This is a genomic window from Aquimarina sp. 433 (assembly GCF_054054605.1).
Map to the genome: position 1 here is coordinate 614012 of NZ_JBSWZK010000001.1, position 18350 is coordinate 632361.

At 33.0% G+C, this 18350-nt stretch carries 9 protein-coding genes; 2 read left to right on the top strand and 7 right to left on the bottom strand.

What is annotated here, in order from left to right; all coding sequences use genetic code 11:
• Positions 1 to 258 precede the first annotated feature (258 nt).
• Positions 259 to 1668 carry a glucuronate isomerase gene (uxaC, locus tag ACWNT5_RS02695; protein WP_456516523.1) on the top strand — a complete coding sequence of 470 codons (1410 nt, stop codon included), beginning with the start codon at positions 259 to 261 and terminating at the stop codon, positions 1666 to 1668.
• Positions 1669 to 1749: 81 nt separating this feature from the next.
• Here the strand turns inward: uxaC and ACWNT5_RS02700 are convergent, their stop codons facing one another.
• The 7 genes from ACWNT5_RS02700 to ACWNT5_RS02730 form a co-directional block, all read right to left on the bottom strand.
• Positions 1750 to 4179 (bottom strand): glycoside hydrolase family 2 protein, encoded by a 2430-nt coding sequence (locus ACWNT5_RS02700; RefSeq protein WP_456516524.1) that lies wholly within the window; start codon positions 4177 to 4179, stop codon positions 1750 to 1752.
• A complete protein-coding gene (locus tag ACWNT5_RS02705; RefSeq protein WP_456516525.1) occupies positions 4179 to 5378 on the bottom strand; it encodes a glycoside hydrolase family 88 protein in 1200 nt (399 codons plus the stop codon). The genes ACWNT5_RS02700 and ACWNT5_RS02705 overlap by 1 nt, the downstream gene beginning before the upstream one ends.
• A gap of 8 nt (positions 5379 to 5386) precedes the next feature.
• On the bottom strand, positions 5387 to 6892 hold the full coding sequence (locus ACWNT5_RS02710) for a RagB/SusD family nutrient uptake outer membrane protein (protein WP_456516526.1): 1506 nt from the start codon (positions 6890 to 6892) through the stop codon (positions 5387 to 5389).
• 39 nt (positions 6893 to 6931) lie between these two features.
• Entirely contained in the window at positions 6932 to 9946 is a 3015-nt protein-coding gene (locus ACWNT5_RS02715; protein ID WP_456516527.1) for a SusC/RagA family TonB-linked outer membrane protein, read from the bottom strand.
• A gap of 234 nt (positions 9947 to 10180) precedes the next feature.
• Positions 10181 to 14281 carry a two-component regulator propeller domain-containing protein gene (locus ACWNT5_RS02720; RefSeq protein ID WP_456516528.1) on the bottom strand — a complete coding sequence of 1367 codons (4101 nt, stop codon included), beginning with the start codon at positions 14279 to 14281 and terminating at the stop codon, positions 10181 to 10183.
• Between the two features lie 106 nt (positions 14282 to 14387).
• Positions 14388 to 16055: a hypothetical protein gene (locus ACWNT5_RS02725; RefSeq protein WP_456516529.1), complete on the bottom strand. Its 1668-nt coding sequence runs from the start codon at positions 16053 to 16055 to the stop codon at positions 14388 to 14390.
• Positions 16056 to 16059: 4 nt separating this feature from the next.
• The gene (locus tag ACWNT5_RS02730; RefSeq protein ID WP_456516530.1) at positions 16060 to 17193 is read right to left on the bottom strand and encodes a T9SS type A sorting domain-containing protein; all 1134 of its coding nucleotides are present in this window, start codon (positions 17191 to 17193) and stop codon (positions 16060 to 16062) included.
• Positions 17194 to 17517: 324 nt separating this feature from the next.
• Here ACWNT5_RS02730 and ACWNT5_RS02735 point away from each other — a divergent pair, with 324 nt between their 5' ends.
• Complete coding sequence (locus tag ACWNT5_RS02735; protein WP_456516531.1) at positions 17518 to 18348, top strand: SDR family oxidoreductase; 831 nt, start codon at positions 17518 to 17520, stop codon at positions 18346 to 18348.
• Positions 18349 to 18350: the final 2 nt, after the last annotated feature.

An 18350-nucleotide genomic window follows, 5' to 3' on the forward strand; every position in this document is an offset into this window, starting at 1 on the left:
TACTTGATTGTAAATACTAAGTAATAACCGAGAGCATTGATGTAATATATGAAAGATACTAATCATACAACATTACTTTTGTCTGGCTAATCTTTGATATAATTATAATTAGTCGGGTACGCTGAGAAATGAATGTGCGCTGTAATCCAGAACAAAATGACAATATACTTCTGAATATTGAACAATCCACTACCCTAAAGTAGATCATTCGACTCCAGCTACTATTTATCTTGCGTTCACAATTAAAGAATAGATAGCATGAAAGCTAAGTCTCCTTTTATACATGATGATTTCTTATTACAAAATGATTTTTCTAAAATTCTATATCATACCTACGCAAAAAACCTACCGATAATAGATTATCATAATCATTTATCCCCAAAAGATATTTGTCAGAATAGAAACTTTAATACCATCACCGAAGCATGGCTTCATGGCGATCATTATAAATGGCGTGCCATGAGAACGCTTGGAATTTCTGAAGACTTTATTACAGGAAAAGCCATTGATAAGGACAAGTTCTTAAAATGGTCCGAAACAGTACCTTATACCATTCGAAATCCCTTATTTCATTGGTCGCAAATGGAGCTAATGAAATACTTTTCTATCTCTGAAACACTATCTCCAACTACAGCAGATAAAATTTATGAATTAACCAATGAACAGCTGCAAGAACCGAATCATTCGACACAAGGGTTATTGGAAATGAATAATGTAATCACTGTATGTACTACTGATGATCCAATAGATGACTTAAAGTATCATAACAGTTATACTACTCAGAAAAAATCTATGAAGTTATTCCCCACTTTTAGACCAGATAAAGCCTATACTATTCAGGATTCAAATACTTATTTACAATATCTAGATCAGCTTAGTGATGCATCAAACATACAGATAAATTCATTTGATGATTTTTTAACAGCCTTGGAAAGCAGAATCGATTATTTCCATCAATTAGGTTGTAGGTTAGCTGATCACGGTTTAGAAACACTGTCTTTTGAGCTAGAAGAAAACTATTCTATCGACAGTATTTTTAAAAAGATACAATCTAAAAAACCTCTTGAAAATGGCGAGATACACCATTTTACATATCAAGTCCTTTATTTTTTATGTACTTCTTATCATAAAAGAGGATGGGTACAACAATTCCATTTAGGAGCAATACGAAATAACAACTCCAGACTTCTTGATAAGCTTGGTCCTGATACAGGTTTTGACTCTATTGGTGATTTTTTGCAAGCCAAAAACCTAAGCAAGTTCTTAAACTCTTTAGACAAATCTGATCAACTGGCTAAAACAATACTATATAATCTAAATCCTTCGCAAAATGAGGTTTTTGCGACAATGGCTGGTAATTTTAACGATGGATCCATAAAAGGAAAAGTTCAGTATGGTGCCGCCTGGTGGTTTTTAGACCAAAAGGATGGAATAGAAAAGCATCTAAATACGGTATCCAACTTAGGGATGCTTAGTTGTTTTATTGGTATGCTTACAGATTCTAGAAGTTTCTTGTCTTTTCCAAGACATGATTATTTTCGTCGTATTCTCTGCAATCTATTGGGAGATGATGTAGAGAATGGTATGCTTCCCAAAGATGAAAAATGGTTAGGTAAAATTGTTGCTGATATATGTTTTTATAATGCAAAAGCATACTTTCCTTTTTAAAAAGTATTAGGGAAGAAATCCCGAAAGATAACTCCCCTAAAAACAATTCAAAAACTAACAAAATGTGAGAACTTTATTTAATCATAATGGTATGGTTAAATAAGTCCCTTTAAAACTCTGGTTTAACACCATCATTTTAATCTTTTCTTTTCCATTATGAGGTATTACTTCTATTACAGCTTTTCCATTTGACATTTTTATAGATTCACTTCCCATCGGTGTCCCCATAAACTTTTTAGTTTCTCCACCCGATAGACATTGAAAATATACTCTTTCTTCGTAGTCCAAACATCTTAACCCTTCTTTATCTAATGCTGTTGCGATTACCAAATAATTTCCATTATTCATTTTCTCATAGGAAAGATTTAGAGCATTAGCTACTCCATTTTTCTTATTTCTATAATTAATATCCACACTATCTGTCACCTTCTCTCCATTTTTATAACCCACAGCTTTCAGTTTGTTTTCTCCTTCTTTAAAAAGAACCTCCCAAGTAAGTCCAGAAGCGGGAAACACTGATATATCCTTTTGTTTCTTCCCACAAGATTTCCCATTAAAAAACAACTCTACGGTATCACAGTTACTATAAACATTTACGATTCTTGATTTGTCTTTTGGTCCTTGTCTTTCTGTCCAGGAATGAGATTCTATATAAACAAATGGATCTTTAGCCCAATAGCTTTTAAAAACATAATAAGCGTCTTTTGGATTTCCTTCTCGATCCATAATTCCTTTTTGATTTACATAGGGAATATCATTTTCTGGTCGTAATGGTGTTCCAAAATCCTTGAATGCCCATTGTACGTTTCCAACAAAAGATGGAGTAGTTTCAGAAGTTTTTAAATGCCAATCAAATAGGTCTACTATGTAATTCTCACTCCAATCACCAATCTTAGCAATGTTGGTGACCGCGGTTTGGGTAATAGCTTCGGTCCAACCATCATTATCCATTTCTCCTAAACCATCTATCGGAGTTTCTGTATGCCTACCATAATGACTCGAGCCACCGTATTCCGCATGAAGAAAATGCCGATACTCTTTTATATATTTCTTTAAAGCTTTTTCATAAGTAACATAACTACCTGAATACCAGCCAGACCATATAGATGGTGAAAAAACATCCACAATATCCGAACCAGCATAATACTTTCTAATGGCTGTTTTTCGGTAAGGATCTAAAGTGTGTGATAGCGTATTTAATTCTTTAAGAAAAGTATTCATCTTTTCTTGATTGTCTCCATCTTCAAAATCTGGCAACCAGTAAATTTCATTACCTAAGGACCATATTATAATACTTGGATGATTATAGTTTTGATTGATGATTTCTTCTAACATTGTTTTGGTATTGCTTTTCCAATTTTCATTACCAATTCCACCTCTACACCATGGTAGTTCGTCCCATACTAAAAGCCCTAACTCATCACACATTTTATAGACTTCCGGATCCTGTGGATAGTGAGCTAACCTAATAAAGTTAGCTCCCATCTCTTTAATAGCTTTAATGTCCTTCTGATGTAATTCATTAGGCATTGCGGCTCCATAACCAGCGTGTTCCTCGTGTCTGTGTGTTCCTCTTAATAGCACTCTCCTACCATTGAGGTAAAAAGGTCCTTTATGCTTAAACTCGAACCAGCGAAAACCAAACCGATCTGATAGCTTATCGATTTGTTTTCCTGATTCTAATAATACCAACTCTATTTGGTATAAATTTGGAGCATCGATATCCCATAAGATAGGATTCGCAGTCTTTTCAAACTCCAAATTAAATTGCTTATTCTTTATAGTTTTAGAAACAGTTTGCATCTTTTTTCCGTTCGGATCAAACAGCTGAGCTTCTACTTTATATTTTTCTTCTTTTTGTATTCCTTCAATAGTTATAGCTACTTGTGATGAAGCACTTTCTTTAGAAACCTTTGGAGTTGTAATTTTTAAATTCGAAATATGGGTTTTATGCTTTTTAATCAACCATACATCTCTAGTAATTCCTCCATAGATAAAGAAATCGCTTTTTTGAGAAGGTATAATTTCAGGATCATAACTATTATCTACCTTCACCAAAATCTCATTCTCACCGTTTTTGAGATAATCCGTAATATCAAAAGAAAACCCTATATAACCTCCAATATGATTTCCTACCAAGTTATTATTTACATATAACTGAGTGGTTATATTGGCTCCTTCAAAATATAACTCATAAGCTATATCTTCATTAAAATTTTTGATTTGAATTTTCTTCTTATACCAGCTAGTACTTCGTCTATATCCTGGTTCCAAATCCATCGTATCATGGTTATTCCAGGTATGTGGTAAATTAATGGATATCCAATCCTTTTGCCCAGCTAGTTGGTCAATAGTTTCTATATTTTTTTCTAAATATTGCCAATCAGAATTCAGGTTTTCTTTTGATCGATATATCTGAGCCGAACTGTAAGAATAGATAAATAGAACCAGTAAAAAACCCATGCATTTACAAGAAGAAAAATCAGTTATATATCTACAATTTTTCTTCATTATTTGAGTGCTTTTCTTCTTAATATTGCTTCTAAAAAATAATAATCAGCGTAACTAATTGGACCATTAATCTCATCATTCTTAGGCCAATTTCCTGTACTATGATTTAAAATAAATGGCACTTCAGTTTTATCCTGTATGACATAGTTTTCAGAAGAAAGACTACTCATGATCTTATCGGAAAATTCTAAATACTTTTTGTCTGTTGTGTATTCATATAATTCTATCATTGCAGAAGCAATTATTGCTGCCGCCGATGCATCTCTTGGTTCCTTAGGAATTTTAGGTGCATCAAAATCCCAATATGGAATTCCATCTTCTGGAAGTCTATTATGATGTATTAAAAATGTTGCGATTTTTTTCGCTTGCTCTAAAAACTCTGTACTCTCAGTATACCGATATGCCATGGTATATCCATAAAGCCCCCAAGCTTGACCTCTAGCCCATGAAGATTCTTTTCCAAAACCTTGGTGTGTTACTTTAGATCTTATATTACCGGTAATTGTATCATAATCTACAACATGATAACTACTATTATCGGTTCTAAAATGATTCTTTAGAGTAGTCTTGGCATGTTGCTCTGCAATATCATGATATCTCTGATCTTGGGAATACTCAGAAGCTTCGAAAAGTAGTTCCAAATTCATCATATTATCTATGATTACTGGAAATTGCCATTCTTCTTTATTAAAATCCCAAGATCGAATGGCCCCTATCTTATCGTTATAGCGTGTAGATAATGTTTTGGCACTTGCAATAATGATGTCCTTATAAGTAGGATCATTTAGTATTTTATATCCATTTCCAAAACTGCAAAACACCTTAAATCCCATATCATGGGTTTTATCATTATACTTTTCTTTTTCAATAAATGCCGTCCACTCTTTTGCTCTATCTCTATATCGTGTATCGTCTGTTAACCTATAAATATTCCAAAGACTTCCTGGAAAAAAACCACTTGTCCAATCTTTTGATGGTACCTTTTTTATGACTCCATTTGCATCAGCACTTCTAGGAAAGGCAATAGAATCTATTGGATATTCTAACAAATATGAAAATCTATCAGAATATTTGGCAATGGTATTCCCTCCATCTATCTCTTCTTCAGTTTTATCTGTAGAAGTGTCTTTACAACCATTAAAAATCAATAATAAAACGATAATTATTGGAACAAAGATGTGTTCTTTTTCTTTTCTCATAAGTATTATTAATATCCCGGATTTTGAGGCAATAAATTTGGGTTTCTTCCTAGTTCGTCATCTGGTAGAGGGAACAAATAGTCTCTAGTACTATCAAAATTTGTTTGAGGTTCCATAGATGTAGGTCCAAAAACTTCCATTCCTAAATTTAGTCTTTTAATATCATACCATCTTTTAAATTCGAATGCCAATTCTATTCTCCTTTCCTCTAAAATAGCATCTCTTAATTGGTCTTTTGAAAGTCCAGATGTAAGATCTTCTGGGAAATTATTCATCGTTCCAGCAGCATTCCTAGCTCTTGCTCTAATTTGATTGATATAATCAACAGCTTCTCCTGTAGGACCAGAAAGTTCATTAGAAGCTTCTGCGGCAATTAAAAGCACTTCTGCATATCGCATAGCTCCATAATTATGGTCTGAGTCTCTATTATTATTTCCTGCTGTACCTGGAAAACGGTAATATTTTGCAATATGAGGTCTAGAAACTCCTCTATTCGCCGTTCCAAAATCTTGCCAAGGAACAGTTACTCCATCGAAAACCGCTTCGGTATCAAAACTTACTGCTTTTCTATAATCATTATCATCAAAGGAATCAAATACCGCAACAGTCGGTACTGCCACGCTCCAACCTTCGATATCTGGTCCTCTCATACCTGTTACTGGTGGTAGAAAATCAATTCCTGGAGCACCACTAATAACATCTAAACCTTTAAAATCAATTGAAAATATATGCTCTACAAGTCCGTCTGCTTTGGTTGCATCAAATAAATCCTGAAAATCTGCTTCCAAAGCATATCCAAATCTACCACTATTGTTGATCACAAAAGTAGCTTCATCATAGGCACCTTGCCAGTTTCCAATAGTTAAATATACCGATGCCAAATAAGAAGCTGCAGTACCTTTAGACGGCATTGAACGAAATGGTTGTTGATCGGGCAACCAAGTTTTTGCAAATTCTAAATCTTCAATAATTCCTTCATAAATTTCTTCAACAGAAGTTTTTTCTATGCTTGATAAGGCTTCGGCTTCTCGTACGGCAAAATCAATATAGGGTACTTCTCCAAAAATACGTACCAAGTGATAATACGTAAATGCTCTTACAAAACGAGCTTGAGCTACTATAGCATTAACCTCTTCTTCGGTTCCTTCTACTGATGCGGCTCCTTCGATCGCATAATTTGTAGAGCCAATAATTGCATAACTTCTAGGCCAAAAACTGGTAACCATTCCGTTATCACCATTCATACGAAACTCGTCTACTTCGATTCTTCTGGATGAAGTAGTTGGATCTCCAATGGTTACCATATCACCTCTTAGAAGGAGACTTAGTGTAAATTTTCTTCCCCAAAATTGTTCTGAGGCTATATGTCCGTAGGCACCATCCACAGCTGCTTGTAAATTATCTGTAGTGGTAAAAAAAGTTTCTGGAGCCAAAATTCCAATGGGTTCTTCTTCCAAATCCGTGCAACCACTCCAAGTTGCTGCCATGATTAATATAAAAATTATCCTTTTCATTTGTCAGATTTTAAGTTTGTTATATTGTTGTTTATCTTTTTAAAAAGAAACATTAAGTCCTAACGTATAGGATCTAACATTTGGGTAACTTCCGTAGTCTAAACCAAGGTTTATATTGCTTCTGCTATTACTATCTGATCGATATAAAACTTCAGGATCTAATCCTGGATAATCTGTAAATGTTACCAAGTTTTGACCACTTACATACACTCTTAGCTTGGTCATTTTTAGTTTTTCTAAAAGCCTTTCATTAAAGGTATATCCTAATGTGATATTTTTTAAACGAGCGTAAGAACCATCGTATACCCATCTGGAGGATATAATTCTAGTTCGCTGAGCAGCACTCGGAACATTTGTATTTGGATTGGTCAAACTCCATCGATTTAATGCTTCGGTAGTAGCATTACTAGAACCGGTTAGTGTATTTAATTCTAAAAGGGTAAAGTTAAACATGTCTCCTCCTACTGCTCCCTGAAAAAATACATTTAGATCAAAACCTTTATATGCAAAGGTGTTATTAATCCCAAAGGTAAAATCTGGATGAGGGTTACCGATTATGGTTTGATCATCACTATTTAATTCTCCATCTCCATTAAGATCTCGGTATCTTTCACCTCCTGCTTGTTGTTCAAAAATCGCTCCTGGTAAAAATGTATCTCCATTTTGGTATACTCCGTCATATACATATCCAAAATAAACCCCTACTGGCTGACCTTCTCTTAATATTGGCACATCAGGAAGTAGTAAGTGTCCTGGACTCGAATTCCCTATATCACGGATATCCTCTCCATCAGGTAGTTCCAAAACTTTATTTCTATTTCTAGAAAAATTGATATTGGTATTCCAGGTAAAAGCTCCAACTAAGTTTCTGGTAGACAATTCAATTTCAAATCCTTTATTTTCTAAACTTCCCACATTCTGAAGTTGCACTGGATTACTTAGTCCTGAAGTCTCAGGTAAAGGTCTATCTAATAGTAAATCTTCAGTGATCATATCATAATAGTCCGCTGTTAAACTAATTCTATTATTAAATAACCCTATGTTTACTCCTACATTAAATTGCTTTGTCGTTTCCCACTTTAGATTATCATTTGCTAATCGTTGCAAAGCAACTGCATTCACCAATTCTCCTCCTTGGATTGATATAATATCTTCATAAGTTGCCAAGGTTCCAAAGGGTTGGATAGCTCTATTACCAGTAAGACCATAACTCACTCGCCATTTCCATTGAGAAATTAGCGTAGAGTTTTGCAAAAAGCCCTCATCGCCCATATTCCATGCTATAGCACCAGAAGGAAAGAATCCCCATTTATTATTAGCACTAAACGTTGAAGAACCGTCTTGTCTTGCATTAAATGTAATTAAATATTTATCTAGGATATCAAAATTGATTCTCCCATAATAAGATGCCAATTCCGATTCCAATAATCTCGACTCTATAAACAGTAAATTAGCTGCACCATCTAAATTCCAAAAACTAAAACCATCATCCAAAAACCCAGCTCCCGATGTAGTAACTCTTTCTGATCTTTCTTTCTGATAAGAATATCCAACAGTAGCCGAAAGCTTAGCAAAGCTTAAGTCATTTTTATACGTAAAATAATTTTCAGAAAGAATATTGGTTTGCTTAATTGTTTGAATACTTCCTTCTCCACCTACTCCAGCTCCTCTAACCGTGGTAGTAGGAAAAAAAGTTCCTTCTCTATTATTTCTTACGTTATATCCTAAAGTAGATTTAAAAGACAGTCCTTCAAAAAGCTTTAAATCCGCATATACATTGGTTTGAAAAAGATCATTTACACTTTCATTAAAGATTTGTGTGGTTGTTGCAAAAGGGTTATCGATATCATCTCCTACACTCGGAAGCGTAAAATCTCCATTAGCATCTCTAATTCCTTGATCAGGGCTAAATCTAAATGCTGCAGAAATAGCACCAGCACTTCCAGTTCCACCAGTAGATTCTTGTGTTCTCGCTCCTTCTCTAGTGGATCTTCTTCCTAAAGCATTCATCCCTACTTTTAAACGATCAGAAAAATTAATATTGATATTGTTAGTAAATGAAAAACGTTCTAATCCAGACCCTAATACAGCTCCATTTTGATCAAAAAAAGTTCCAGACAGGTAGTAATCTACATTTTCGGCACCTCCAGATAATGCTATCTGATGATTTGCAATCTGACCAGTTTTGAATATAACATCTTGCCAATCTGTATCCGCGGAACCTCTCACATATCCGGGATTTATTTCCTGAATGTAATCTCCAAACTGTTCCGCATTTAAAAGATCTAAAGTATTCGTGACTGTTTGAGTAGAATAAGAGGTGTTAAAATCTATTCTCATTCTTCCTTTCTTTCCTTTTTTAGTTGTTACAATCACTACTCCATTTGCTCCTCTAGAACCATAGATGGCAGTTGCAGAAGCATCTTTCAAAACTTGAATGGAAGCAATATCTTCTGGAGCGGGTAATGCAGCTCCAACGAAACCATCGACTACAAATATAGCGTCGCTACTAGCATTTATAGAAGTAGCTCCACGAACTCGTATTCTTATATCTGCTCCTGGTTCTCCTCCGTTGGCAGATTGTACCGCTACTCCCGCTGCTCTTCCTTGCAAAGTCTGTTGCGCAGTTGCCGATGGATACGCTGTGATATCCTCTGCTTCTACCGATACAACTGCTCCTGTTAGATCTTTTTTCCTTCTAGATCCATATCCTACGACTACAATTTGATCTAACGATTCTACGGAAGCAGATAAGACAACATCAATTTTTCGTTGAGAACCTACAGTTATTTTTTGATCCGTATATCCTACATAGGAAAATAGTAATACTGAACTTTCATCAGGAACTTCTATCTTATAAAGCCCATCAAAATCTGTAGTAGTTCCAATTGCTTCGTTTTTTACGCTAATATTAGCTCCAGGAATTGGAACTCCATCATCAGATGTAACCATTCCTGTTATTTCGATTTGTGCAAACAAACCAGTTCCAAACATTAAAATAAAAATTGGGATAGATTTTTTCAGTATTTTTAAATACGTCTGCTTTGCATTCATGAGTATTGATTTATGTTAGTGTGTGTGTTTAGTAGAGGTATATAATGAGAAGACAAAAAAAGATGATGCACAACGAAAAGAAGAGCTGCAAAATGATGTATCTGTTTTGTTTTCTATTCATACTCAAACCTAGTCAAAACCCTATATCTAAAAGTCCTAAAAAGGGTATATTTCTGTACTAAACACTGAAAATGAACCTGTAATAAAGGGAGTTATGCTAAAACCGACGCTTTTTTAAGAATAAAATTTGGAAGCGTATTCTGATGGGGTTTGATTGAAGTGTTTTTTAAAACATTTTGTAAAATATTTTGGGTTTCTAAAACCAACTTTATAACAAACTTCCGAAACATTTATCTGCCCAAGTTCTAGTAATTGAGAAGCTCGTTTCATACGAATAGAATGTATAAACTCATTAGGTGTTAAATTGGTCCAACCCTTAACTTTAGAAAATAACATAGTTCTGCTAACCCCTAATTCTGAACTGAAATAAGGAATATCAAAAGAAGTATTGCTAATATTATCTTCCACAATTTTTACTGCTTTTTTCAATAACTCTTCATCTATCGAAGTGACGGTAACATCAGAGGATGTATATTCATTAGAAGAAAATTTTTCTTTTTGCTTTTCTATAGAAGAAAGTAGATTACGAATGATTAGTAAAAACTCCTTTACATTAAAAGGTTTGTTTATGTAAGCATCTGCACCAGATTCTAATCCATCGAATTTATATATTAAAGAAGATCTTGAGGTAAGTAAAATAAATGGAATATGACTTGTTCGAATATCATTTTTTATTTTAGCACATAACTCTGTACCTTCCATTTTAGGCATAATTACATCACTAATTATTAGATCAGGCATTTTTTGCAATGCTTTTTTAAATGCCACTTGCCCATTCTCAGCTTTAATGACTTGGTAATAATCTTTAAGCATATCACCAATAAAATTTCTTAATTCATCATTATCTTCTGCAATTAAGACCAATGGTTTTTCATCATCTTTAAAAACCATTTCCATATCTAATTCATTAGTTTCTTTCGCCCTGGAAATCTGATTTTCGTATTGAGTAATATCATCACTCACCTTAAAATTCTTGATAATATCAGCTTCTTCTAAATGTGCTTTTCCAGTTAATAAACTAACTCTAAAAATAGTGCCCTTTTCTAAATTCGTATCTATAACTTCTATAGCACCTTTATGTAAGTCAATAGCTTTTTTAGCAATTGATAATCCAATACCACTAGCTTGATTAAACTGCTTTTGATAATCTTTGTCACCTGCAACTTCATAAAAACGATCAAAAACTTTATCTACGAATTCCTTTTCAATGCCTTTTCCGGTATCTTTAATCTCAACAATAACCTGTGCATTTTCTTCATAAATACGAACATTAATTTCTCCTCCTTCGGGTGTATATTTAAAAGCATTAGAAATCAAATTATAAAAAACTCGTTCTAACTTATAACGATCAAAATATACTTTAATATCTTCCGAAGAGCTTTCAAAAGTATAGATATATGATCCTGCTTTGGCAAATTCATTAAAGGATAGATAAATCTCCTTAAGGTATTTTACCAAATTACCCTCTGCTACCTGCAATTTGGAATGCTTATTTTCAAACTTTCTGAAATCTAACAGTTGATTTATTAATTTTAATAGTTGATCGGCATTTCGTTCTATTACCAACAGCTTTTTATACATCTTATTACTTCCTTGATAGTTTTCTATCAATTGCTGTAATGGTGCTATAATCAAAGCTAAAGGTGTTCTAAATTCGTGTGAGATATTGGTAAAAAACTCTAATTTGGAGCGGTTCATTTCCTCTTTTCTCAAATTTTCTAAATGCTCTAAATCAAGTTCGTGTTTTAATTTTGTACGTGCCTTATTGATATGGTTTAATCCAAATAATGCTAACGCAATCATTAGGGCATACCCTGCTAATGCCATTGGGCTTTTCCATGGTGCTGGCCTTACTGATATTTGAAGTTGCGTAGGATTTTCATTCCAAATATTATCATTATTAGCCCCTTTAACTTCAAAAATATACTTTCCAGGTTTCTGAATTGTATAGTTAATTTCTGTATTCTTAGTGTACTGCCATTGATTATCTAATCCTACTAGCCTATAAGCATATTGGTTATTAGAAGGGTTGATAAAGTTTGGAATGGCAAATCCGATACCAAAAGAAGCTTGATTATGAGATAATGTAACTTTATCTACATAAGAAATATCTTTCTTTAACACAGTTTCCTCTCCATAGGTATCAATTTTTTTTCCTTGAATACTAAAATCAGTTAGAATGACTTGAGGAATAAATGTATTTTTCTTGATCCGTTTAGGATTTAAAAACGATACCCCAGAAGGTCCTCCAAAGTACAAATCTCCATTCTTAGCTTTAAGACAAGAGTTATTATTAAATTCATTGCTGGTAAGACCATCTGTTTGATTATATAAAACCGAACTGTTTTTCTGAGGGTTGTATGCGATAATACCTTTGTTAGAACTTATCCATATAGAATTCTTATCATATTCCACAATACTAAATACTGTACTAATCTTAGTTCCTACGACATTAAGCTCAACTTTTTTGAACACTTCATTTTCATATCTATAGACTCCATTAGCTTTGGTTCCTATATAAATAATTCCTTCAGAATCTTCATAAATACATAAAATATCATCTCCTGAAAGTTGTTCTTCGTTAAAGAAAAAACGTTTTATAACAACTTTATCTTCTTTAAGTTTAGTGTGATCGATATAATTGAGTCCATTTTGTGTTCCCACCCACAAATTCGAATTATTATCTACAAGCATAACTCTAATGATATTATTAGAAAGAGACTTCTTATCAATATTGTTATGAGTTAAAAATCTAAAACCTTTGGTCTTTAAATTATATTGAATTAGTCCTTTCCCAAAAGTTCCGAAATACATGGATTCATCTGACTTTTTAATAGAATAAACTCCTACATCTTTTAGAATTAATTGTAACTCCTTACTTAAAACATCTGTCACAAATTCATTGGTAGTAATGTCATATAATGCAATTCCAGCATTATACGTTCCAATCCAAAGTATGTTTTGATTTAAGAATAAAGATTTTATATTTAGACTAGGAAGTTTTTTTTCGGCAATTGTTTTTATATCAAAAGATATATCTCTTTTAGGATTTAAAATACTAATCCCTTTACCTTCCGTACCAAAATATATATTCCCATTTTTATCCTCTATAATACTACTTACAACACCATATTCTATATCACGATTATTCTTTTGAAGCGATATAAAATTCGAATTAGATTCATCCCATACATTGATCCCTCCATAGTATGTCCCAAGCCAAGTAGATCCTTTTTTATCTATAAAAATAGTTTTAATGGAATTTCGGCTGAGACTTTTTGTATTATTTTGTTGATGTTTGATTTCAATAATAACATCGTTGGTATCTTTTATACAGAGTCCATCATAGGTTGCAATCCATAAAACTCCACGATGATCAATAGATAAGCTTCTTACATCTTTATTGATTAATGTATTTCTTTTAGTTCGCTTAATATGACGAAAAGAATTAGTTTTTGAATTATAATAATTAAGTCCTCCATATTTAGTTCCAATCCATAATCTATTTTGCTCATCTTCTACAATGGCCTGAATGTAAGAATCACTGAGAGTATTTACTTTATTACTGCTATAAAACCTTTTGAAAACAAATGTACCTTTATCTCTTTTATCAAGCTTATTAAGTCCATTTGCTGTTCCTATCCAAATATTCTTTTTACTATCCTGATAAATACTCAAAATATAATTATTAGATAGACTTGAAGCATCGGCAGCATCGTTCTTTATTGTGGTAAAAGAATCAGATTCGCGGTTATATAGCATTAAACCGTTGGACGAACCAAACCACAACTCACCATTATCCAACTGATTTATTGTCCAAATGGTATTGTCTGATAAACTTCCTTGTTTACTAGAATGAAAGTAAGATTTAAAGACATTTAGTTTTGGATCATATCTATTAAGTCCGTTATAGGTTCCTATCCAGATATAGCCTTCCTGATCTTCCTGAATGGATAGTATATCATTATTGCTTATAGATGTAGAATCTCCAGGAATATTTCTGTAAACCGTAAATGTATTACCATCATATTTATTAAGACCATCACGTGTGCCAATCCACATTTGCTCTAAACGATCCTGATGAATTGCGATTACCGAACTCTGCGATAAACCATCCGAAGTAAAAAGGTGTAAAAACTTGTTGTAAAAATCATCTTGCGCAATAGCCCCAGTTATAGTAAAAAATGATAATAAAGCGCAGTATATGTATTTCATCTATTCCCCTAATTTTTTTCAACTAATAACGTCTACAATCCTAAAATATTAAAAAAATGTTAATAAGTTAACAACAAAACAAACTCTCCATAACTCGAAAATCATACTACATATTCATTCTTTTATCCAGTTGATACTCATATAGCGAAGGAATCAACTCCATTTTCTTATTTCCAAAACCCACATAAGCAACTGGTTTATAGTTTATTGTCATTTTTACATTCCCCCAAACCCCAATCAATCTCGCATTAGGCCCATCATTCATCCCATTAAGTTCAATCGATTTTTTTTGTTTAGTATTATTCAAAAAATTTACTTCTATATTCCAAAATGTACTATAAGATCCATGTGATGGCTTCCAATATCCAGCTCCTCCTCCAGCAAAAAGCGGATACGTATCATCACCAATAGCATGGATATCTACTTTTATATTATCAAAGAGATTCTGATGGTTCACTCCAGAATGTTGATCCAAAATCGGATTCTTAAAAATCTTACAATTGCTGTATACACTTTTTGTAGAAAAAGTATTAAAACTTAATGGGTGTACACTGTCATTATATACAGATAAGTTCTTTACCAAAACATTATGAACACCCCCCATTTGAACTGTATAATGTGCTTTCTTTTTTCCTTTTGTTACGATATCCTGGATAGTAATATTGGCAACTGCCTCTGTTAAAACTCCACTATCAGCATTATCAATAACAACATTTTTCACCCAACTATTAAATACCCGAGTTAAATAAATACCATTATAACCTTGCTCTACATGATGCGCGATATAATTAGAAAATGGAAATGTGATTTTAAAGTTCTGAATACCAACTTCTTCTAAATGCTTCCATTCTATAATTCTCACTTCATATTCCGGTAAAATGTTCAACAATAATGGAGACTTAATAGTAATAATATTCTTTTTAATTTCTTCTATTTTCACTTGTTGTCTTACTAATGGAAGCTCAGGATAGTTCCAATGATGAGAACCTATTTTTAAATCTTCATTTCCGTATAGTTCGTTTAACAACTTACCATTTTCTCCTTGCTTATTAAACCACTGTATTTCGACAATATCTCCAACTTTTAATTCATGATTTTTGTTTGTTTTAAAAATCAAATCTGCTCTTTTAGCACTCCTAATAGTTCCAAGAATAGAAGGTTGAAGATTATACTTTTGCAAATATGATTTCACTCTTACACCAGGAACTCTAGTCCAAAACATACCACCCGACCACGCATACTGCGAAAAGGGTATAGAAATATTATTTTCCTTTTCTTTTTGAATTTTACCAAGTGAAACTAAATATTCTCTTAGTTCTTTTAAATCTTCCGGATCTTCTAAATACATTAACGGTCTTGGACAATAAATTTCTGTTCCCAGATCTCCAGTTCCATAACCGTTAAGTATGATATTACTTCTTTCAAAATAAAATATTTCACTTATAATAATTCTTCCTTTTGGTAACTGAATAAGTACAGGACCTTCCACACTATGTGCTTTTTTAAACACTTTCTTTAATGCTCTAGAATCATCTTTTTTATCATTTGAGATGACTCCAAAATCAATAGCATCTAATACAGTAATATTCTTTGGGATTTCAATTTCCTTTTCTCCAAAATGATATCCAGCGTAACTATAATCGGGGATAAAGGGACCTTTATTATTTGCCAAATCTTGAATACTATAGGTATCCTGACTCCAAGTATTACTTATCATAGAAGTAAATAATAAGCATATGATAATATATTGATTACTTAAAGATATAATACGCATTGCACTACTGCTTTATAATTCTATAAACGGAAGAATTTTTGGAATCAGATGTTTTGAGAAAATATACTCCAGTCTTCAAATGGCTAACATCAATTCGATCTTTTTGTTCAGAAATAACCAATTTACCTTGGAGATTATATATTTCGACATCTACATTTGGTCTAATATTTTGAAGAAATATTTTTTCTGAAACTGGATTTGGATAAAAACTGAAGTCATTTCGATCAAACTCTTCATTACTTAACAACGACTGATCTTTTTCTGTTATGGAAAAATCTGCGAAATAAACGGTTTCATCTCTTAGAGGCATCGAGGATTCTAAGCTTCTATATATACCCCATTTAGGCCTTAAAAAGACAGAACTCCCTTCTCTAAGCATATCGATATCACTATCTTCATAATTTAATAGTTCCATTCCAGATACAATATCTTTGATAATCAACTTTATAGACCCCGGTTCTTCTTCGGAAGAAATTGTAGTACTATCTTCATTTACATATACTTCACAACTTACATCAACCCAGTTTCCTAAAAAAGGTTCTAAATCTATCTCTCTAACCGTAACATATTCTGGTCCAGAAGGAGGATTATCTCCTTGACTATAACGAACTCTCAACTTACGGACTGCAGAAGAAGAACTAGATTTAAAAGGAGAAATGGTTAGAACTGGATTAGAGTCATCGTTTCCACCTTTTGCCTTTATTTGAAAAATATGAGTAAATCTATTTGTTGGAAGAAAATCGTCATCTAATTTGAATTTCCAATTATAGACAACAAACTCTCCTTTTACTGCTTTTAATATATCTGGAGAAGGATCATATGTTTTAATCTCATTTCTTTGTCGGTCGATATTTATCCGACATCTATCTGTATCTGTATCCATATGGATATCGAACTTAAATACATTTTTATCTAAATCGTCATCAAATACTTCGGAGACATGATCTATTCTTGGAGTATGATCGCAATCAGGTACTTCATACGGTGTACCTCCAAAAGTATTTTCGATCAATTCATAAGTGTCACCAGGACCATCCGCTTCTAATAATGTTATTACGTCTTGAGCGTTCAATAAATTATTAAAGCAACACAATATCAAACTTAAAAGAAATCCGTGTAGGGGTAATTTAACAATCATGACTAAAAAGATTTAAAACCTATTTAATCTCAAAACTATCAAATCTAAATATTGCAAGAGTTCGCTTTAAGGGGGTTAATTGTTCAATTAATCGCAAAAAGACTCTTAAAATTTGTCATTTTTATCAATAAATAAAACGGTTAAAGGCAGAAGGAATAGCTTTTTAACATCAACGATATTTGCTTCCAGAAACAATTAAATAATTGAAAATCAAATTATTGTACTTTTTTATCCTACTTTATGAATGATCCTTTTTTCAAATTCAAAGAGTAATTGTCATAAAAAGTTCAACTTTGAAGGAGTTGACTTTTTTCTCTTTACACAATGAATAATAAAGTAATCGTATTAACTGGAGGCGGTGGGGTTTTAGGCCGAACATTAGCCATAGCTTTAGCTAAAAAAGGCGCAAAACTTGCCATTTTAGATTTAAGAAAAGAAGCTGCCGAAAAAGTAGTAAAAGAAATCAAACAACAAGGAGGAACTGCTATAGGGATTTCGGCTGATGTTCTTAGCAAAGAGTCATTATTAAAAGCTCAAAAGGAAATACAACGGAACCTAGGAAGTTGTGATATACTAATTAATGGTGCAGGTGGAAATCATCCAAAAGGAACTACTTCTAATACACATTTAACTTTAGAAGATCTTGAGAATAACGAAAGTGATTTTAAAACTTTCTTTGACCTGGATTCAGAAGGAATTCAGTTTGTTTTTAATCTCAACTTTATCGGCACACTACTACCAACACAGATTTTTGCAAAAGACATGGTTGGTAAGAAGGACTGTTGTATTCTTAATATATCTTCTATGAATGCCTTTACACCTCTAACCAAAATACCAGCGTATAGTGGAGCCAAAGCTGCCATTTCCAATTTCACTCAATGGTTGGCAGTACATTTTGCTAAAGTAGGCATTAGAGTAAATGCCTTAGCTCCAGGTTTTTTCCTTACGGATCAAAACCGAGCCTTGTTGACTGATGCAGAAGGAAATCCAACAAAAAGAGGAAAAACAATCATAGAACAGACCCCGATGGGAAGATATGGCGAACCTGAAGATCTAATAGGCACAACCGAATGGTTATGTGGTTCAGGTTCCAAATTTGTTACTGGTGTAGTAATTCCAATTGATGGAGGTTTTAGCGCATTTAGCGGAGTATAAAA